Raw genomic sequence first — 18696 nt, 5'->3', positions numbered from 1 at the left:
ACCAAACCTGGGACGGTTCAGGGGGTGGAACCTGGCGACCGGGTGGCGGGGGTGCTCCCCAACATCCCAGAGACCGTGGCCGCGATGCTTGCCACGGCATCAGTGGGGGCGGTGTGGTCCGTGGTGAACACCGACTTCGGGCCCTCCGGCGTGGCCGATCGGTTTGCCCAGATCGAGCCGAAGGTGCTGTTCGTGGGGGACGGCTACGAGTTCGGTGGCACGGTGCGGGACATGACGGTTTCCTACCAGGACCTGCGGGACGTGTTGCCGAGCGTGGAGCAACTCATCGTGGTTGATCAGATGCCGCGGGAGAGCGTCGGAGAACTTCCCGGGGACGCTCTGCGCTTTTCGGAGATTGCCTCAGAACAGGCCGAACCGCGCTACGAGCAGCTGCCCGTCGAGCATCCGCTGTGGATCCTCTACTCGTCTGGCACCACCGGGAAGCCCAAGGGAATCGTGCACTCCCACGGCGGTGTGACCCTGGAGTTCTACAAGGCACTTGGCCTGCACTCTGGACTCGGCCCGAGGGACGTGGCCTACTACGCCGTGGCCACCACCTGGATGGTCTGGAACATGCTCGCCGGCATTCTGCTGACCGGAGCGCAGATCATCACGTACGACGGCTCCCCGACGTTCGGGGGACCGCAGAAGTCGTTCGAGCTCGTTGCGCGCAACCGTGCGACGTTCTTCGGGGCCGGCGCCGGCGTGCTGAGCATGGTGCAGCGCGCCGGTGTGGTGCCCAACGTGAGCATGGACTTCTCCTCGCTGAAGTCCATCCTGGTCACGGGGTCACCGCTGCCTGACGCCACCTGGGACTGGGTCTACGAGGCCGTCTCGGGCACTGTGCGGCTGGGCTCGGACTCCGGCGGCACGGACGTGACCAGTGCCTTCATCGGGACCAACCCGTACCAGCCCGTGTACCGGGGCGAGATCATGGGCCCGTACCTGGGCGTGGACGCCCAGTCGTGGAACTCCCGTGGTGAACGCGTGTGGGACGAGGTGGGGGAGCTCGTGATCACCCGGCCCATGCCGAGCATGCCGGTGTTCTTCTGGAACGACCCGCAGGGTGAGCGCTACCAGGCGGCGTACTTCGACATGTTCCCGGGGGTGTGGCGCCAGGGGGACTGGGTCACCCAGCTGCACGAGGGCCCGTTCGTGGTGCACGGCCGCTCGGACTCCACCATCAACCGCGGCGGCATCCGGATGGGCTCGGCGGACCTGACCCACGTGGTGGACCGCGTGGATGGTGTGGCCGCGTCCATGGTGATCGGGGCGGAACTGGCCGGCGGCGACTACTACATGCCGCTTTTCGTGGTGCCCCAGCCCGGCACGCGCCTCACGCGAGAGCTCGAGCGGCGCATCGTCGACGCGATCCGCACCCAGGTCTCCCCGCGCTACGTCCCCGACGAGATCATCGAGGCTCCCGCGGTTCCACGCACACGCACCGGCAAGCTGCTGGAGATCCCGGTCAAGAAGCTCTTCCAGGGCGCGGACCCGAGCACCCTCAACCGGGCGACCGCCGAAGACGCCGAGGTGCTGGACTGGTACGCCCGTGCCGCCCGCACGCATGCCGGGCGGCGTGAGCACTGACAATCACGACGTCACCCGCGACCCCGGGAGGGGAGCCCCGGGCGACGACGCCGCGGGCCGGTGGGCGCGCCGGTTATCCGGTTCTCTCGCGGATCGAGTTCCTTCTCAGAGCATGGCCTGACGGGTGCGACGAGACGCGTGCGGCGGCGACGCGCCGTCCCGCGAGGCGTCGGCGTCAGTCAGCCGCCGCAGCGTACGAGAAGGGCCCCGCGCCGTCGTCGCTCGACGGTGCGGAGCCCTTGCCCTGTCAGCGTGGGGTCAGGGGACGATCTTGCCAGGGTTGAAGTTGCCCCCGGGGTCTGCGACCTCGAACAGGCCGTGCATCAGGCGCACCCCCTCGGGGGAGATGTCCTGCTCCATCCACGGCTGGTGCTCCACTCCCACGCCGTGGTGGTGGGACAGAGTGCCCCCGGAGTCGATGAACGACTGCTGGATGGCGGACTTGATCATGTGGTACTCCTCGTACGGGTTCTCCTCGTCGAAGACGTACGCGAATGTGAAGTACAGGCACGCCCCCGAGTGGTACGAGTGGGACATGTGCGACATGATCCAGCCGGTCTTGTCGAGCCTCGCATAGGCGCGCTGGGCGGCGTCGTACGCGGCCTTGTGGACCGTGGTCAGCTGCGACCACGGCGCGGCGGTCTCGGAGACGTCCCCCACGGTGTTCTGCTCGAGCAGGAAGTCCCGCAGGTGGGGCGTGTCGAACTTCTTCTGGTCGTAGAGCGCGCCCGGTCCGGAGCCGAGGACGACGGCGCCCTGGGCCTTCGCAATCTTCGCCACGGCCTTCTTGCGCTCGGCCACGTCCTTGACCGTGCCCTCGAAGCACACGTAGGAGAGGCACATGGCGTCCGTGTCCCAGCCGCGCCGTCGCATCACCGCCCACAGGGCCTCCTGCCCCCTGGCAGCGAGCCTGCCCTTGACGGAGGTGGAGGCCTTCTGGGTGGCCAGCGAGAACGCCGTCTCGTGCGCGTCCGACACGCGGGCGAACGTCAGCGGGATCTCCGCCTCCGTGTACTGGCGCACCGCGGTCAGCGCCTGCTGCCACGTGGGGAACATGTAGGCGATGACCTCGTGCTCCTGCGGCAGCCGGTGCACCTGCACGGTGAGCTCGGTGATGATCCCCAGCCGTCCCTCCGAGCCGATGACCATCTCCCGCAGGCTCGGGCCCGTTGACGTTGACGGCAGCGGACGCAGCACCACGGTTGCGGTGGGCCGGACCAGGCGCAGACCGCGCACGATGTCCGCGATGTCCCCGTACTTGTCCGACTGCATCCCGGAGGAGCGGGTGGCGGCCCAGCCACCCAGGGTGGAGTGGGCGAAGGAGTCAGGGAAGTGCCCGAGCGTCCAGCCGCGGGCGTTGAGCTGCTCCTCCATGTCCGGACCGAGCACACCCGCCTGGATGGTGGCCAGCCCCGAGGTCTCGTCAATCTCCAGCACACGGTCCAGCCGCCCCATGTCCACGGAAACGATGCAGCGGGACTCGTCCTGCCCGGCCTGCAGGCTACGGGAGATGCTCGAGCCGCCGCCGAAGGGGATGACCACGAGGTCCTCGGCCACAGCGGTCTCGAGGATCCTGGTGACCTCGTCCTCTGAGCCGGGGTAGACCACGACGTCCGGGACGCGGGTGAAGTCGTTGCGCAGGGTCTGCAGCAGCTCGAGCACGGACTTGCCAGCCCAGTGCACCACGCGCAGCTCGTCCTCCACGCTCACGTTCTCCGCGCCGCTGATCTCCCGCAGGTGCGCCAGGACGTCCTCGGGGGCGCGGGACTCGGGCACCTGCGCGGTGGCGAACTCCACGGTGTCACGTTGCCGGGGCCGCAGGCTGACGCCGATCGCCTCCTCCACGAACGGGGCGAACGCGGGCTTGTTCTCGTAGTTGAAGAACACGCCCTCCTCGCCCCAGCCCCACCACTTCTGATGCTTCACGTGTGCCACTGGGCGAAAACCTCTTCCTGGGAGACGACTAGTCGTGGATCATGTGCCGGTTCGCGGCGTACAGGGCACGCACGGCGGCCTCGATGCGCTCGTTGAAGCTGCGCGCGGTCTCGTTGCCTCGGGCCCGCAGGGGCGCGCCCACCGCAACCACGACGGGTGGGCGGCCGGGACGGGGCCAGTTGGCGCCGCGCGGCATGGCCTCGTGCGCGCCGATCAGTGCGACAGGAACCACCGGGACCTGCACGGCCAGCGCCAACGACGCCGCCCCCACCCGGAACGGGGCCATCTTCCCCGTCTTCGAGCGGGTGCCCTCGGGGAAGATCAGCAGTGGCACGCCGGCCGCGAGCAGCTTCTTGGACAGCCCCTTGTTCGCGCCCTCACCGCGGCGGTCCACGGGGAACGCGTTGAACACCAGCTGGGTGAAGAACTTCTTGTGCCATGCGGTGAAGAAGTAGTCCGCGGCCACGCCGGTGGCGAGGTCGCGCGAGATGTAGCGCGGCACGCCGCTCATCACCAGCGGCGCGTCCAGGTGGCTCGAGTGGTTCGCGACGACGACGCACGTGCCCTTCACGCCGTAGGCCGCCGGGTCCACCACGGTGGTCCGCCGGATGGTGCGGTTGACCAGCCCGCGGAAAAAGATGCTCTGCACGATCCGCCGGGCAATGCGTCGCGTGGGGTTTGTGTAGTGCGCGGCGGTCAGGTCAGCGGACTCCGCCGGGGGAGCAGGGGGCACAGGGTCCTGCTGACCCGCGCTGCCCTCGAGGGACTCGAGCACCCGGGGCCGCGCCTCGGGCTCCTTCGCGGAACGGGGCTCTCTCCCCTCACGGGGAGGCTTCCCGGGACGGGAGGGCTTCGCAGGGCGGGACGTGGATCCGCGGGATGCATCGGCGGCGTCGTCCTCGGAGGGCACGGGGGCGTCCTGGTGTGCCACGGCTCAGGCCTTGAGCTCGCGCTGGCGCACGCCGGAGATCTTGCGGGAGACCCAGCGGACGGCGGGGCGCGGGAGGTGGTGCAGCGCGGCGACCATGACCTTGTACCGCAGCGTGGGCACCGAGATCACCTTGCCCCGCGCGACGTCCGCCAGTGCCTCCTCGACGAGCCTGTCCGCGTCCAGCCACATGAAGTCCGGGATGGAGGAGCCGGTGATGCCCGCGCGGCTGTGGAACTCGGTGCGCACCCAGCCCGGCAGCAGCGCCGTGACGTGCACGCCCGTGCCGTGCAGCTCGACGGCGAGCGACTCGGTCATGCTGGTCGCGTAGGCCTTGATCGCGGAGTACTCGCCCATGGTCACGTATCCGGAGGTCGAGGACACGTTGACGATCCAGCCCGAACGGCGCTTGACCATCGCCCGTGCCGCGGCACCGGAGAGCCGCGCCACGGCCGCGCACATGACCTCGAACCCCGCCTCGTGCTGGTGGAAGTCCTCGGCAGTGTAGGGCGCCTTCACCGAGAAACCGGCGTTGTTGACGAGCATGTCCACCGGCTTCTGAGGGTCCTCGAGGCGACGGGCCACGCGCCAGAGGTCCTCGCGCACGGCCAGGTCCGCCGTGATCGTCTCCACATGGACGCCGTACTCGGCGGTGAGATCCCGACTCGTGTCCTCGAGTCGTTGCGCGTCCCGGGCAACCAGGACGAGGTTGAAGCCCCTGCGGGCGAGCGAGCGTGCGAACGCGGCACCGATGCCTGACGTTCCACCGGTCACGAGAGCGGTAAGCATGCCCCTAAGATACACTACGGTGGGCGTAGCGCAGTGGCCCGTCCAAGGGCCAGCCCACCACGGACCGACCACGGAGGAACCCCTTGACCGAGACCCCCACCCGCGTGCTCCTCACGGGAGCCACGGGCTTCCTGGGCCAGGCTGTCCTGGAGCGGCTGCTCTCGAGCTGCGAAGACGTCCACGTCACGGCGGTCGTGCGCCCCAAGGGCTCGCAGTCCGGCAGCTCGCGGCTGCGCCAGCTGCTGCACAAGCCCTCCTTCAGGACCTGGCGCGAGGCCGTGGGGGAGGAGCGCGCGGAAGAGGTCTTCGCCGAGCGCACGAGCGTTCTCGAGGGGGACCTCACGGGGCTCTCAGAGATCGGGGAGCCCTTCGACGTGGTGGTCCACTCCGCGTCCACGGTCTCCTTCGACCCGCCCATCGACGAGGCGTTCCGCACCAACGTGGGCGGCGCTGTGGGCCTCTACGACGCGCTGCGCGCGGCCGGGCAGGACCCCCACGTGATCCACGTGTCCACGTGCTACGTGGGCGGGATCGCCAAGGGCCTGCGCCCCGAGGCCTCCGTGGACCACGACGTCGACTGGCAGGTGGAGTTCGACGCCGCCGTGCGCGCCGCGGACACGGCCCAGGTGGAGTCCCGCAGCCCCGAACGACTCGAGTCCTTCATCCGCGAGGCCACGCGCACCCACGGCAAGGAGGGCCCAAAGACCGTGGCACGTGCCGCGGAGGCGGCCCGGCAGGAGTGGGTGCGCTCGCGGCTGGTGGACCACGGCCGCACCCGCGCCCAGTCACTCGGCTGGACCGACATCTACACCTTCACCAAGGCGCTGGGCGAGCGCGTGGCCGAGCAGAAGTGGGCGGGGCACGGGCACCGGCTGTCCATCGTGCGCCCCTCGATCATCGAGTCCGCGCTGCGCCACCCCTTCCCGGGGTGGATCGACGGCTACAAGGTCGCGGACCCGCTCATCATGGCCTATGCGAAGGGCGCGCTGCCCGAGTTCCCGGGTCTGCCGGACTCGGTGCTGGACGTGATCCCCGTGGACTTCGTGGTCAACGCCATCGTGGCCCTGGCGCGGGGCGGGCACCGTGAGGCGGAGGCCGCGCGGGTGCCTCTGACGCCGGCGGCGTCGTCGCCCGGTCCGAGTGCCGCCTACTACCAAGTGTGTTCCGGGGCCTCGAACCCGCTGCCGTTCCACCAGATGTACCGCAGCGTGCGTTCCTACTTCCTGGAGCACCCGCTGCAGGACGGCCACGGCAACCCGGTCGTGGTGCCCGAGTGGAGGTTCCCGGCGAACAACTCCATGGAGCGCGGACTGGCGGTCAAGGAGAAGCTCGCCGCGGTGGGTGTTCGCCTGAGCTCGGTGCTCCCGGCCACGGCCACCACCCGGGAGTGGACCAACTCCCTGCACCGGATGCAGACCGGTCTGGGCTCCCTGCGCACCTACGTGGACCTCTACCAGAACTACACACGCACCGAGATGATCTTCGACGACACCCACCTGCGGCGCCTGGACGCCTCCCTGCCGGATGTGACACCGGAGGATCAGCACTTCGACGTCCGCGCGATCTCGTGGCCCGAGTACTGGCAGGAGGTCCACCTGCCCGCGCTGACCGAGATGACCCGCGCCTACACCCGGGCCAGGGCGGCGTCCCGCAAGCGAACCGGGCGCAGCCGCGGCCTGACGCAGGGCGCGGACGTCGTGGCTGTGTTCGACCTCGAGGGCACTGTGGCCGGGGGCAACATCATCACGCAGTACGCGCTGCTGCGCCGACTCGAGCTGAGCCCGTTGCAGTGGCCCGCGGAGCTCGGCGAGCTCGTGGGCAACGCTCCCACATACGTCAAGGCCGAACGGCGGGACCGCGGGGAGTTCATACGCGCGTTCCTGCGCCGCTATGAGGGCGTCTCGGTGGCGCGTGTCGAGGAACTGGTAGCCGGTCCTCTCGGCCAGGCTGTGGCACAGAGCGTGCGCCCCGGCGCCCTGGAGCGGATCCGTGAGCACCGGGCCGCGGGCCACCGCACGGTACTGGTCACCGGTTCCCTGGACCTGCTGGTGAGTCCCATCGCGGAGCTGTTCGACGAGGTGGTCGCCGGGCGCATGGACCAGGTGGATGGTGTGCTCACGGGCTATTTGGCCACCCCGCCGCTCGTAGACGAGGCCCGGGCCCAGTGGCTCAAGCGCTACGCGCAGGACCACGGGCTCGACCTGAGCCGTTCCTACGGGTACGGGGACTCCGTGGCGGATGCGAGCTGGCTGTCACTGCTGGGCCACCCGTTCGCCGTGAACCCGGACCTGTCTCTATACCGCCGCGCGCGCAAGGCGCACTGGCCGGTCGAAGACTGGCGGAGGGCCTGAGCCGTGGTGACGGAAGCGCCGCCGGAGGGCGGTCACCCGGGCGACGGGCGCGCGGGTGATGGACGCGCGGACGACCGCGCGGCGACGCGCGACGGCGTGGCGAAGGGCGGTGAGGCGGTGCGGCAGGACGACGGCGCCGCGCACCCGGGTGAGCGGGTGGCGTCGTCATCCGTGGATCCACGTACGGCCCGCACGGACCACAAGATCGTGGCGGGCGCGCTGCGTCTGCTGCGCGAGGGCGGTCCGCAGAAGGTGACGATCGAAGCCGTGTCCGCCAGCACGGGCGTGGCGAAGACCTCGATCTACCGCCGCTACGACAACAGTGCCCAGATGCTCGAGGCCGCGCTGCAGCACACGGCGGCTGCCGAGCCACCCGTGGCGCAGGATGCCACGTGGGAGCGGGCGCTGCAGGCGGCCGTCGACATGCTGCTGCGGGACTTGGGCATGGGCGTGGTCATCGCCCTGTTGCAGGAGCCGCACTCCGAGACCTCCAGGGTGCTGCGCGCCTCCGTGGTGCGACCGCGCATGGACGCGCTGCGCGCGCTGCTCGAACGGGACGTTCAGCGGGGGCTGATCCGCGCCTCGGTGGACATCGACATGGTGGTGGACTTCGTCCTGGGAGCGGCATATGCGCACGTGGCGCGCTACGGCTCGCTCGACGAGAGGTGGACCGAGCGGATGCACCGGGCGCTGTTCGATCTGATGGCCGCACGTCCGCAGAGCACTCCGGGCAACTAGAACACGTTGATCTCGTCCGGTCGCGTGGCGAGGTAGTGCTTCACGTAGTCCTGCACGGCGACCGGGGTGGGGATGTCCTCGCCGGCGCTCTCGGACATGAACCAGCGGTGCTCGAGCACCTCGTGGATGATCTGGGCGGGTTCCCGCTTGCGGCGCAGCTCGGCGGGGATCGCCTCCATGATCGGCACGAACACCTCGCGCATCCACAGCTGCGCGGTGAGGTCCTCCGGCAGACCCGGGTACAGGGCCTGGCCGAACTGGTGGATGTCCGTGAGGATGCGCCGCGCCTGGTTCTCCTGCGTGTTGAGCCCCGTGAGGTGCAGCAGCTTGCGGGAGTGGTGCCCGGGCTCGACCACGCGCGGGCGCAGGCGGACCTGCCCGGTCTCGTCCGAGTCCAGGGAGGCCTCCTCGACGTCGAAGCCGAGCTCGTTGAGCCGCTCGACCCTCGCCTGGACGCGCCAGCGATCGCCCACGGGGAAGGTCTCCGTGGCCGTGAGCTCCTCCCACAGCCCTTCGTAGGTGTCCACGAGGCGCTGGGAGATCTCGAACGGGTCCACGGACGCGGGATCCACGCCCGCGTCCCGCAGCCGCTGCTGCATGTCCTCACCGGCCAACAGGTCCATGACCTCCCCGGCCACGTTGGTGCGGGCGAGGTCGATGTCGTACCCCCGCTGCCCCCGGGTGAGGGAGGGGTGCAGCTCACCGGTCTCCGCGTCCACGAGGTACGCGGCAAAGGCCTCGGCGTCCCGGCGGAACAGGGTGTTGGACAGCGAGACGTCCCCCCAGTAGAAGCCGGAGAGGTGCAGCTGGACGATGAGGGAGGCCAGGGCGTCCACGAGCCGCTCGATGGTCTCCGGGGCTGGGACCTGCTCGAAGATGGTGCGATAGGGCAGTGAGAAGCTCAGGTGGTCGGTCACGAGCGCCGCGGGCAGGGGCTCGCCGTCCGGTGTGTAGCGGTCGGTGACCACGGAGTCCGGGACCACGGACGGGATGGACATGGTCTGCAGCTTGCGCAGCAGACCGTACTCCCGCTGGGCGTAGTGGGCTGTGGTCTCTTTGACCGCCACGACCTTGCGCCCCACGTGCGCGAAGCGCACCACGTGGCGGGAGAGACCCCTGGGGTAGGCCGCGAGGACCTCGGGGGGCCACTGCTCCAGCGGCAGCTCCCAGGGCAGCTCGAGCAGCGCCGGGTCCGGGAAGGCCGTGCTGATGGATACACCCCGCAGGGGCCGGGGTGCTCCCGCTGCCGGGGAGTCGGAGGATGAGGGGACCGTCATGTCACTTCATGCTAGTCATGGCGCGGGTCCTGCGGTGCGCGAGCAGGCTCAGGCACGCCGCCAGCGCCGGGGGATCCGCGACCCGCCAGCGTGCCATGGAGTCCTTCTCGCCCACCTTGATCCCCACGTCCCCGGGCCCGAGGACGGCCAGGGCGTCCTCGTCCGTGACGTCGTCCCCCGCGAAGACGGTGACGTCCGGGTGGACCGCGGCGGCGATGGTGGCGAGGCCGTCCCCCTTGGTGGCGCCGAGCACGGAGCACTCGACCACCAGCTGCCCCGGTGTCAGCCGCAGCCCGGGCATGGCCTCGTAGACCGCGGTCATCTCCTCGAGGGCTTGCTGCGCCTCCCCGGGATCCGCGATGGGGCGTGCGTGGAAGGCCACGCCCGCGGGCTTCGGCTCGGCGCGGGCACCGGGGTAACGGGCCACGAGCGCTAAGGTGGCCGCCACGGCGCGCTCGAGCAGGTCGGACTGCTGCGCGCTCAGCTCGATCCTCGTCCCTGAGCCCGCGCCCGGGGCTGCGGAGAGGTCCACCTCCGCGCCGTGGGAGCCGGAGAGCACCATCCGCGAGTCCGGGTCCACCACCGTGCGCAGGAACTCCAGGGGGCGCCCGGAGATCACGGCCACGGTGGTGTGCGGCAGCTGTGCGAGAGCATCAAGGGCCTCGCGCGCGGCCGGCAACGGCCGGGAGTCGGCGGGGTCCTCGGTGAACGGGGCCAGCGTTCCGTCGAAGTCCAGCGCCACGAGCAGCCGCGGCGCCGCGGCCGCGCGGTCCAGGGCGTCCTGGAGGTCGTCACTCATGACTGCCGCCCGCCCGGGCACCCGCGGCCGTGGCGTCGTCGTCCCCGCCAGGTGCGTGGGCGGCGGCGTGCTGTGCGAGGTCGTCCAGGAAGCGCTGGGACCAGTCCACGACGTCGTGCGTGAGCACCTGCCGGCGCATCGCCACCATGCGCTTGCGAGCCTCCGTGCGGGGCATGTCACGGGCGTGGAGCATGGCCTCCTTCAGACCGTCGATGTCGTGCGGGTTCACGAGCACCGCCTGCCTGAGCTGCTCGGCGGCCCCCGTGAACTCCGAGAGCACCAGAACGCCCGAGTTGTCCTGCCGCGCGGCCACGTACTCCTTGGCCACGAGGTTCATCCCGTCCCGCAGCGCCGTGACGAGCATGACGTCCGCCGCGAGATAGAGGGCCACCATCTCCTCGAACGGGTAGCCGTGGTGCAGGTAGCGGATGGCCGTGTGGGAGATGGTGTCGTGCTGGCCGTTGATGCGCCCCACCATGCCCTCCACGAGCTCCCGCAGCTGGCGGTACGAGTCCACCCGCTCGCGGGAGGGGCTGGCCACCTGGATGAGCACCGAGTCCTCGACGGAGAGCTCGCCGTCGTGCAGCAGCTCCCCGTACGCCTTGATGCGGTGGCGGATGCCCTTGGTGTAGTCCAGGCGGTCCACGCCCAGGTAGACGGTCTCCGGGTTGCCGAGCTCCTCGCGGATCTCCTTCGCCCGCGCCCGCACCGAGGGATCCGCGGTGAGCTCCTTGATGGACTCCACGTCGATCGAGATCGGGTACGACCCCGCGTTGACCGTCCAGGAGGTCTCCTCGCCGTCCGCGGTGCTCTCGCTGAACTGCGCGGTCCCCTTGATGAACTGCACGCCCAGGTACTTGCGCACGCAGCGCTGGAAGTTCTGGGCGTCCCCGGGGCGCTGGAAGCCGATCAGGTCCGCGCCCGTGAGTCCGTCCAGCACCGCCCTGCGCCACGGCAGCTGCGAGAAGATCTCAGTGGGCGGGAAAGGGATGTGGTTGAAGAAGCCGATGGTCACGTCCGGACGCAGCCTCCGCAGCATGCGGGGCACGAGCTGCAGCTGGTAGTCCTGCACCCACACCGTGGCGCCCGGCGCGGCGGTCTCCGCGGCCTGGCGGGCGAAGCGCTCGTTGACCCTGCGGTAGGCGTACCACCACGTGCGGTGGAACTCCGGGGACGCAATCACGTCGTGGTAGAGGGGCCACAGGGTCGCGTTGGAGAAGCCCTCGTAGTACCTGCGCACCTCCAGCTCGGACAGCGCTACCGGGACGAGGTGGAAGACGTCGTGGTCGAACGGCTCCAAGTCCTCGTCCGGCGCCCCGGACCAGCCGACCCACGCGCCGTCGCGCTGCGCCATCACCGGGGCAAGGGCGCTCACCAGGCCGCCGGGGGAGCGGCGCCACGTGCTGCTGCCGTCCTCCGCGACGTCCCGGTCCACGGGGAGCCGGTTGGAGACCACCACGAAGTCGTAACCGTCACGCGGGACGTTCACTTCTTGAAGAGACTGCTCTGCGGACACGCTGGGTTCCTTCCCCGGGGACTGCTGGTCACCCCATTCTAAGTGGGCGTACTACCGCCGCCCAGGGGGACGACGACGCCGCGTGGCCGTGCGCGCGGCGTCGTCGTGCGTCACCTGCCGCCACCGGCGCCGAGGCGGGCCGGGTACTCTGAGGGGCAGTATCCACACGTGTCCACCCCCTCGGAAGGAAACCCGGACCCCCATGGCTGCACAGAAGAAGACCTCCGGCTCGTCGGCGTCGGACGACGCCCGGGAGCGGGCCCGTCGGATCGCGGACCAGCAGTCCCGTCGCTCCAGCGGCAGGCCCACCGGTCTGATCATCGGCATCGTGGCGCTCGTGGTTGTCATCGCGCTGATCATCGGGCTGGTCGTGTGGCAGAACAACAAGGCCACGATCCCGGACGCGGGGCCCGTTCCCGCGAGCTCCAACCAGTACGGCGGCATCACGCTCACCAAGGACGGGATCGCCAAGAACACCTCGGACGTCCAGGAGCGGGACCTCTCCCAGCTGCCCGCGGCGGAGGAGAGCCCGGACACCACCAAGACCCCCCTGGGGATCGTGGACAAGGACAAGGCGGCCAGCAACGGAAAGCCCGTGCAGCTCGTGATCTTCCAGGACTTCGAGTGCGTGCACTGCGCAGATTTCGAGAAGGAGAACGCGGACACCATCAAGAAGGCCGTGGACTCCGGGAAGGTGGAGGTGGAGTACCGCAACCTCAACTTCCTCGACAAGGCCACACCGGACCAGTACTCCTCACGCTCCGCCAACGCCGCCTACCTCGTGGCGGAGCAGGTGAGCACCGACCAGTACATGGACTACGCCCAGGAGATCTTCACCCACCAGGGCAGCGGCGGGCTGAGCAACGCCGAGATCGCGGAGATCGCCAACAAGCACGGCGCGAACATCTCCGCGGACGACCTCGACGAGAACACCTACCGCCCGCTCGTGAACGTTGTTGCCCGCGAGGCCGTGAACAATGGCGTGGCCGGGACGCCCACGATCTACGTGGACGGCAATCGTTTCGAGCAGGGCACCTTCTCGGACGTGCTGGACAAGGCGGTCAAGGCCAAGAAGTAGCCGTGGCGCCCATGCCCGGAACCAATGTGAAGAACCCCGGCCGTCCAGGACGACCGGGGTTCTTCGCGTTCCACGGGAGCCCCCTGCCGGATTCGAACCGGCGACCCTCTGTTTACAAGACAGATGCTCTGGCCATCTGAGCTAAGGGGGCGCTGCGCTCCCGCCACGGCCGGCCGGGGTGCACCAGCACCGCCTGCCGCGCCCGCACGGGACCGCTCCATGATACTGGACAAGTCGCGGGCGCCCGCGCACCCCGGATCCGCAGGGCACTCTGCCGGGTGCACGGGTGGCAGGTGTGACTGAGCCAGGCCTCACTCACTATCCAGGCCGGGCGAAAGGTGCTTCCATGGGCCACATGGAAATCAAGGGAAGAATGGCAGAAGCGATCACCGAGCAGATCACCATGGAGCTCCAGGCGAGCGTGGTCTACCGACAGCTGTCCATCGAGATGGACGTGGCGAGCCTGCCCGGGTTCTCGCAGTGGTTCCGTGCGCAGGCGGCCGAGGAGGTCACCCACGCGGAGAAGTTCATCGACCACGTGGTGGACCGCGGCGGTGACCCGAAGATCGGCAGCATGAACGGGCCGACCCTCGAGGACACCTCTCCGCTGGGCTGCTTCCAGGCGGCCCTCGCCCACGAGCGCGAGGTCTCCGAGTCCATCCGCAACCTGTACCGGTTGGCGCAGGAGGAGGGCGACATCGACGCCATGCCCCTGCTGCACTGGTTCATCAGCGAGCAGCTCGAGGAGGAGGCCAGCGTGGAGGAGATCGTGGACCAGGCCCGCCTGGTGCACAACGACGGGCCCGGCCTGCTGCGTCTCGACGCCGAGCTGGGGTCCCGCGAGGTCGAGAGCGACTGAGCTCCCCGCGTGACGAACGACCGGCCCTGCTCCTGAGGAGCGGGGCCGGTCGTCTGTCACCGGTGTCCCTCTGGGCCTTGTCCGGCACGGGGTGCGGGGAGGGGCGCTACTCCTGGGTGATCTCCACGTCCGCCTGCTCCCGGCGCCCGAAGGCCCACAGCAGCAGCTCGGCGGGTTCGCCGCGCACGATCTGCACCCGGCGCGCGGACTTCTTGCCCCCTCGCACGGCACCGAACCCGGCGGCGATCAGCACCACCGACTCGGGCTCCTTGCGCAGCAGCGCGGGGCCGGCCAGCTTCAGCATGCTCCACAGGGCCTTCTGCTCGTCGTTGAGCAGCTGCCGGGCGTGCCACTGGGGCTGGGCGCGGCGGACGTCCTCGTGGTGGATGAAGAACTCGCCGGTGTTCATCCGCTTGTCGATCGGGGACCAGCGCCCCGGCGAGTGCAGCGGGGGCCGCTCCACGAGGTTCACGAGGTCCTCCCACGGCATCTGGCGGTACTCGGCGTCCACGGTCTCCGCGTGCTTGCCGAGCACCGGCAGCCTGGGCGAGAACATCCCCGGGACGGCGTCCGGACGGGCGTCGCGAATGGCCAGGTGCACCGCGAGGTCCCGCGTGTGCCAGCCCTGGCACAGGGTGGGGGCGTCGGGGCCCACGCGTCGCAGCAGTGCCGCGAGGTGACGGCGTTCGACGTTGGCAAAGTTGGTCACGGGAGCATCCGATCTACTGTGGGTGAACGATCACGTCAACGGTAGACGCGCTCGGCGGGGGTTGTCACTGGCCCAGCGCCGCAACGGGCGGGTCGGTGTGTCGGGCTCAGGCCGGGGGCTCGGTCCCGGGGCCCGGGGAGGTGACTCGGCCGGCGTCGTCCGAGGACGACGACATCGCGGGGCCGGTGGCCGAGGCGGCCGGCGCCGACGGGGCGGGTGTCTCGGCGGAGTCGGGGTCCGTTGTCGTCGGCGGCTCCTCGGAATCCTGGGTCGCCTGCGCGAACTGGGCCCGGTAGAGCTGCGCGTAGGCGCCGTCGGCCGCGACCAGATCCGCGTGCGAACCCTGCTCCACGATCCGCCCGGACTCCATGACCACGATGGTGTCCGCGTCCCGGATGGTCGAGAGGCGGTGGGCGATCACGAACGATGTGCGGTTCTCCCGCAGCGCGGCCATGGCCTTCTGCACGAGCAGCTCGGTCCGGGTGTCCACGGCGGAGGTGGCCTCGTCCAGGATGAGCAGCGAGGGCTGGGACAGGAACGCCCGCGCGATCGTGATGAGCTGCTTCTCCCCGGCGGAGACGGAGGTCTCGTCCTCGGTGAGGACGGTGTCGTAGCCCTCGGGCAGCGCCCGCACGAAGCGGTCCACGTAGGTGGCCCTGGCGGCGGCCACGACCTCCTCGTCCGTGGCGTCCTGCCTGCCGAAGCGGATGTTCTCCATGATGGTCCCCGTGAACAGCCAGGCGTCCTGCAGGACCATGCCCACCTGGCGGCGCAGGTCCTCCCGCGCGAGGTCCCGGATGTCGATCCCGTCCAGCAGGATGCGCCCACCGTCGATCTCGTAGAAGCGCAGCACCAGGTTCACGAGCGTGGTCTTGCCCGCCCCGGTGGGGCCCACGATGGCCACGGTGCGCCCGGGCTCCACGTGCAGGGAGAGGTCCTCGATCATGGGCGGCTCGCCCGCGGTGGCGGCGTCCTTGTCGTAGGAGAAGTCCACGTGCTCGAAGCGCACCTCTCCGCGCAGCCGCTCCGGCAGCCTGGCGGTGGGGGTCTCCGGCTCCTGCTCCGGCGCGTCCAGCAGCTCGAACGTGCGCTCGGCGGACGCGATCCCGGACTGCAGCTGGGTGGCCATGCCGGCGATCTGGGAGAGGGGCTGGGTGAACTCGCGCGAGTACTGGATGAAGGCGGTGGCGTCCCCGAGCGTCAGCTGGCCGGAGGCCACGCGCAGCCCGCCCAGCACGGCGATGCCCACGTAGGACAGGTAGGAGATGAACTGCATGACGGGCATGATCGTGCCGGAGAGGAACTGGGCACCGAACGCCGCCCGGTAGAGGTCCTCGTTGCGCTCGTCGAACTGCGCCTGCATCTGGCGCTGCCGGCCGTAGGCGTGCACGAGCTCGTGGCCCGAGAAGGACTCCTCGATGTGCCCGTTGAGCACGCCCGTTGCCTTCCACTGCCCGGCGAAGAGCTTCTGGGAGCGGGAGCCGATCACCCCGGCGGCCACCGCGGACAGCGGCAGCGCGAGCAGGGCCACGAGCGCGAGCTGCCAGGAGACGGCGAACATCATGATCACGATGCCCAGCACGGTCAGAACGTTCTGGACGAGCTGCGCGAAGGTCTGCTGCAGGGCGGTCTGGATGTTGTCGATGTCGTTGGTCACGCGGGACATGACGTCCCCGCGCTGGCGCGTGTCGAAGTAGCTCAGGGGCAGGGCGTTGAGCTTGCGCTCGATCTCCGCGCGCAGGTCGTAGACCACGCGCATCACCACCCGGTTGAGCACGTAGCCCTGCAGCCACATCAGCGCGGAGGCCACGGTGTACATGGCGAGCACCAGCAGGATCAGGGCGCCCAGCCGTCCGAAGTCCACGCCCTGGCCGGGGATCAGCTCCATGGCGGAGACCATGACCGCGTAGGTGTCGTGCCCCTGGGCGCGCAGCCCGGCCTCCACCTGCTGCTGGTCCGCGCCCGCGGGCAGGGAACGGGCGACGACGCCGGCGAAGATCACGTCCATGGCGCGGCCGAGCACCCGCGGGGCGAAGACTCCGAGGAGCACGGAGCCGAGCACCGCAGCCACCACCACGCTCAGGGCGGCGCGGTGCGGCGAGAGCAGCCCGAGCAGGCGGCGGGCCGAGGACCAGAAGTTCTGCGGCTTGGCGGCCGGCTGGGGGTTGTGGCTCACTGCGCGCCTCCGGTGGTCTGTTCGGCCGAGAGCTGGGACGTGACGATCTCCCGGTAGGTGGGGCTGTGCTCGAGGAGCTCCGCGTGGCTGCCGCGAGCCGTGATGCGGCCGTGCTCGAGCACCAGGATGAGGTCCGCGTCCGCGATGGTGGAGACCCGCTGGGCCACGGTGACCACGGTGGCGTCCCGGGTGACGGGGCGCAGCGCGGCGCGCAGGGCGGCGTCGGTGGAGACGTCCAGGGCGGAGAAGGAGTCGTCGAAGACGTACACGCGGGGGCGGGCCACGAGCGCGCGGGCGATGCTCAGCCGCTGCCGCTGGCCGCCGGAGACGTTGGTGCCGCCCTGGGAGACGGAGGAGTCCAGCCCGTGGGGCATCGCCCGGACGAAGTCCTCCGCCTGGGCAACCCCCAGCGCCTCCCACAGCTCATCGTCCGACGCGTCCTCCCGACCGAAGCGCAGGTTCTGCGCGACGGTTCCCGAGAACAGGAAAGGCTTCTGGGGCACCAGCCCGATCCTCCCGGCGAGGTCCTGCGGGGCGTAGTCCGGCAGGGGGACGCCGTCCAGCAGCACGCGCCCGGCCACGGGGTCGAGCAGCCGGGGGATCAGACTCACGAGGGTGGTCTTGCCCGAGCCCGTGGCACCCACCACGGCCACGGTGGTGCCGGGCTCCGCCGCGAAGTCGATGTCCTCGAGCACCGGAGCCTCGGCTCCCGGGTAGCGGAAGCAGACGCCCTCGAAGCGCACCCTGCCCTGGGTGGGCGGTGCGACGGCCGGGTGCAGGGGCGGATGGATGCTCGGCTCGGTGTCGAGCACCTCGCAGATGCGCTCCGCGCACACGATGGCGCGGGGAACCATCATGAACATGAAGGTGGCCATCATGACGGACATCAGGATCTGCAGCATGTACTGCAGGAAGGCGGTGAGCGCGCCCACCTGGATCTCGCCCTGGTCTACCCGGTGCCCGCCGAACCACAGCACGGCGGCGGTGGCGAGGTGCATGATCATGTTGACCACGGGGAACATCAGAACGAACAGCGCCCCGATGCGCAGCGAGATCTCCGTGAGGTCCTGGTTCGCGCGGCGGAAGCGCTCGGTCTCGAACGGCTCCTTCACGAACGCGCGGACCACCCGGATGCCGGTGATCTGCTCCCGCAGCACCCCGTTGATGCCGTCCAGGCGTTCCTGCATGGTGCGGAACCACGGCATGAGCTTGGCCATCAGCAACCCGAGCATCACACCCATCACGGGGATGGAGACCCACACGAGCCATGACAGCCCGGCGTCCTCGCGCAGGGCCATGACGATCCCGCCGATGCACATGATGGGCGCCATGATCATGAAGTTCAGCGACATCAGGGTGAGCATCTGGATCTGCTGGACGTCGTTGGTGTTGCGGGTGATCAGCGAGGGCGCCCCGAACTGGCCGACCTCGCGGGCGCTGAACTGCCCCACCCGGCGGTAGACGTCGCGGCGCAGGTCCCGGCCCACTGCCATGGCGGTGCGCGCACCGCACCACACCGCGATCACGGCGCTGACGATCTGGCCCAGGGCCACGGCCAGCATGAGGGCACCGGTGCGCCAGATGAAGTCCGTGTCACCGCGGGTGACGCCGTCGTCGATGATTCGGGCGTTGAGGCTCGGCAGGAAGAGGGTGGCCATGGTGGAGAGCAGCTGGAAGACCAGGACGCCCACGATCCACGGGAGGTAAGGGCGGGTGGAGGTGCGCAGAAGACGCAGCAGCTGCATGGCGGACGGTCCTGACGCTGGGCGCCGAGGGGCGCGGTGACTGGTGCGGCCAATATACGCGGGGTCGCCGACGCGCTCGGACCGCCCCGCTGGGGCCGGCACCACCGCGCTCCCGGGCCCGTGCCCGCGCCGTGACCCCTGCTTCCAGAAACCTTGGCCACCATCTCCCTTGCAACAATGCGGAAATGTGGGATGGGGGGTAGTAA

Annotated in this window: 14 protein-coding genes and 1 tRNA gene; 5 read left to right on the top strand and 10 right to left on the bottom strand. The window is 70.0% G+C overall.

The annotated features are described in order from the left end of the window. Window positions 1-24 precede the first annotated feature (24 nt). Window positions 25-1590, top strand: a complete 1566-nt coding sequence (locus B3G12_RS01620; protein WP_144942440.1) for an acetoacetate--CoA ligase — start codon at window positions 25-27, stop codon at window positions 1588-1590. A gap of 258 nt (window positions 1591-1848) precedes the next feature. Here the strand turns inward: B3G12_RS01620 and B3G12_RS01615 are convergent, their stop codons facing one another. The 3 genes from B3G12_RS01615 to B3G12_RS01605 are packed head-to-tail and all read right to left on the bottom strand — an operon-like array spanning window position 1849 to window position 5242. Continuing rightward, window positions 1849-3525, bottom strand: coding sequence for an FAD-binding oxidoreductase (locus B3G12_RS01615; RefSeq protein WP_144942439.1), 1677 nt, complete (start codon window positions 3523-3525; stop codon window positions 1849-1851). Window positions 3526-3553: 28 nt separating this feature from the next. Next, window positions 3554-4456 (bottom strand): lysophospholipid acyltransferase family protein, encoded by a 903-nt coding sequence (locus tag B3G12_RS01610; protein ID WP_232300317.1) that lies wholly within the window; start codon window positions 4454-4456, stop codon window positions 3554-3556. A 3-nt stretch (window positions 4457-4459) separates the two neighbouring features. After that, window positions 4460-5242: an SDR family NAD(P)-dependent oxidoreductase gene (locus B3G12_RS01605; RefSeq protein WP_055085016.1), complete on the bottom strand. Its 783-nt coding sequence runs from the start codon at window positions 5240-5242 to the stop codon at window positions 4460-4462. Window positions 5243-5325: 83 nt separating this feature from the next. Here B3G12_RS01605 and B3G12_RS01600 point away from each other — a divergent pair, with 83 nt between their 5' ends. Both B3G12_RS01600 and B3G12_RS01595 read left to right on the top strand, forming a co-directional pair. Continuing rightward, window positions 5326-7593: an HAD-IB family phosphatase gene (locus B3G12_RS01600; RefSeq protein WP_145010663.1), complete on the top strand. Its 2268-nt coding sequence runs from the start codon at window positions 5326-5328 to the stop codon at window positions 7591-7593. A 6-nt stretch (window positions 7594-7599) separates the two neighbouring features. Then, window positions 7600-8331: a TetR/AcrR family transcriptional regulator gene (locus B3G12_RS01595; RefSeq protein ID WP_238694060.1), complete on the top strand. Its 732-nt coding sequence runs from the start codon at window positions 7600-7602 to the stop codon at window positions 8329-8331. On the opposite strand, the gene B3G12_RS01590 is transcribed toward B3G12_RS01595, so the two are convergent. The 3 genes from B3G12_RS01590 to B3G12_RS01580 are packed head-to-tail and all read right to left on the bottom strand — an operon-like array spanning window position 8328 to window position 11923. Next, complete coding sequence (locus B3G12_RS01590) at window positions 8328-9608, bottom strand: DUF4032 domain-containing protein (protein ID WP_094393533.1); 1281 nt, start codon at window positions 9606-9608, stop codon at window positions 8328-8330. The genes B3G12_RS01595 and B3G12_RS01590 overlap by 4 nt on opposite strands. A gap of 1 nt (window position 9609) precedes the next feature. Then, the gene (gene otsB, locus B3G12_RS01585; protein ID WP_055085068.1) at window positions 9610-10407 is read right to left on the bottom strand and encodes a trehalose-phosphatase; all 798 of its coding nucleotides are present in this window, start codon (window positions 10405-10407) and stop codon (window positions 9610-9612) included. After that, window positions 10400-11923, bottom strand: a complete 1524-nt coding sequence (locus B3G12_RS01580) for an alpha,alpha-trehalose-phosphate synthase (UDP-forming) (RefSeq protein WP_290498735.1) — start codon at window positions 11921-11923, stop codon at window positions 10400-10402. Before B3G12_RS01580 ends, otsB begins: the two co-directional genes overlap by 8 nt. A gap of 202 nt (window positions 11924-12125) precedes the next feature. Between B3G12_RS01580 and B3G12_RS01575 the strand changes: the two genes are divergently transcribed. Beyond that, complete coding sequence (locus B3G12_RS01575) at window positions 12126-13001, top strand: DsbA family protein (RefSeq protein WP_094393534.1); 876 nt, start codon at window positions 12126-12128, stop codon at window positions 12999-13001. 77 nt (window positions 13002-13078) lie between these two features. Here the strand turns inward: B3G12_RS01575 and B3G12_RS01570 are convergent. After that, window positions 13079-13152 (bottom strand) — tRNA-Thr (locus B3G12_RS01570). A gap of 204 nt (window positions 13153-13356) precedes the next feature. Here B3G12_RS01570 and B3G12_RS01565 point away from each other — a divergent pair. Then, complete coding sequence (locus tag B3G12_RS01565; RefSeq protein WP_055085070.1) at window positions 13357-13860, top strand: ferritin; 504 nt, start codon at window positions 13357-13359, stop codon at window positions 13858-13860. A gap of 106 nt (window positions 13861-13966) precedes the next feature. On the opposite strand, the gene B3G12_RS01560 is transcribed toward B3G12_RS01565, so the two are convergent. From B3G12_RS01560 to B3G12_RS01550, 3 genes are all read right to left on the bottom strand, one after another. Further along, window positions 13967-14569 (bottom strand): TIGR03085 family metal-binding protein, encoded by a 603-nt coding sequence (locus B3G12_RS01560; protein WP_144942436.1) that lies wholly within the window; start codon window positions 14567-14569, stop codon window positions 13967-13969. 106 nt (window positions 14570-14675) lie between these two features. Continuing rightward, window positions 14676-16745 (bottom strand): ABC transporter ATP-binding protein, encoded by a 2070-nt coding sequence (locus B3G12_RS01555; protein WP_290498733.1) that lies wholly within the window; start codon window positions 16743-16745, stop codon window positions 14676-14678. Further along, a complete protein-coding gene (locus tag B3G12_RS01550; RefSeq protein WP_144942435.1) occupies window positions 16742-18490 on the bottom strand; it encodes an ABC transporter ATP-binding protein in 1749 nt (582 codons plus the stop codon). Before B3G12_RS01550 ends, B3G12_RS01555 begins: the two co-directional genes overlap by 4 nt. Between the last annotated feature and the right edge of the window lie 206 nt (window positions 18491-18696).

Origin of the sequence: Kocuria sp. UBA5001 (assembly GCF_002398425.1) — a bacterium.
In the GTDB taxonomy this organism is placed as follows: Bacteria; Actinomycetota; Actinomycetes; order Actinomycetales; family Micrococcaceae; genus Kocuria; species Kocuria salsicia.
The sequence above is the reverse complement of the archived record's forward strand: the minus strand, read 5'-3'. Positions and strand labels throughout refer to the sequence as shown.

What these genes read in the sequence shown, in the direction of transcription:
- B3G12_RS01565 (WP_055085070.1), top strand. Translation starts at nt 13,357, where the DNA reads ATGGAAATCAAGGGAAGAATGGCAGAAGCGATCACCGAGCAGATCACC.
- B3G12_RS01590 (WP_094393533.1), bottom strand. Translation starts at nt 9,608, where the DNA reads ATGACGGTCCCCTCATCCTCCGACTCCCCGGCAGCGGGAGCACCCCGG.
- otsB (WP_055085068.1), bottom strand. Translation starts at nt 10,407, where the DNA reads ATGAGTGACGACCTCCAGGACGCCCTGGACCGCGCGGCCGCGGCGCCG.
- B3G12_RS01605 (WP_055085016.1), bottom strand. Translation starts at nt 5,242, where the DNA reads ATGCTTACCGCTCTCGTGACCGGTGGAACGTCAGGCATCGGTGCCGCG.
- B3G12_RS01550 (WP_144942435.1), bottom strand. Translation starts at nt 18,490, where the DNA reads ATGCAGCTGCTGCGTCTTCTGCGCACCTCCACCCGCCCTTACCTCCCG.
- B3G12_RS01575 (WP_094393534.1), top strand. Translation starts at nt 12,126, where the DNA reads ATGGCTGCACAGAAGAAGACCTCCGGCTCGTCGGCGTCGGACGACGCC.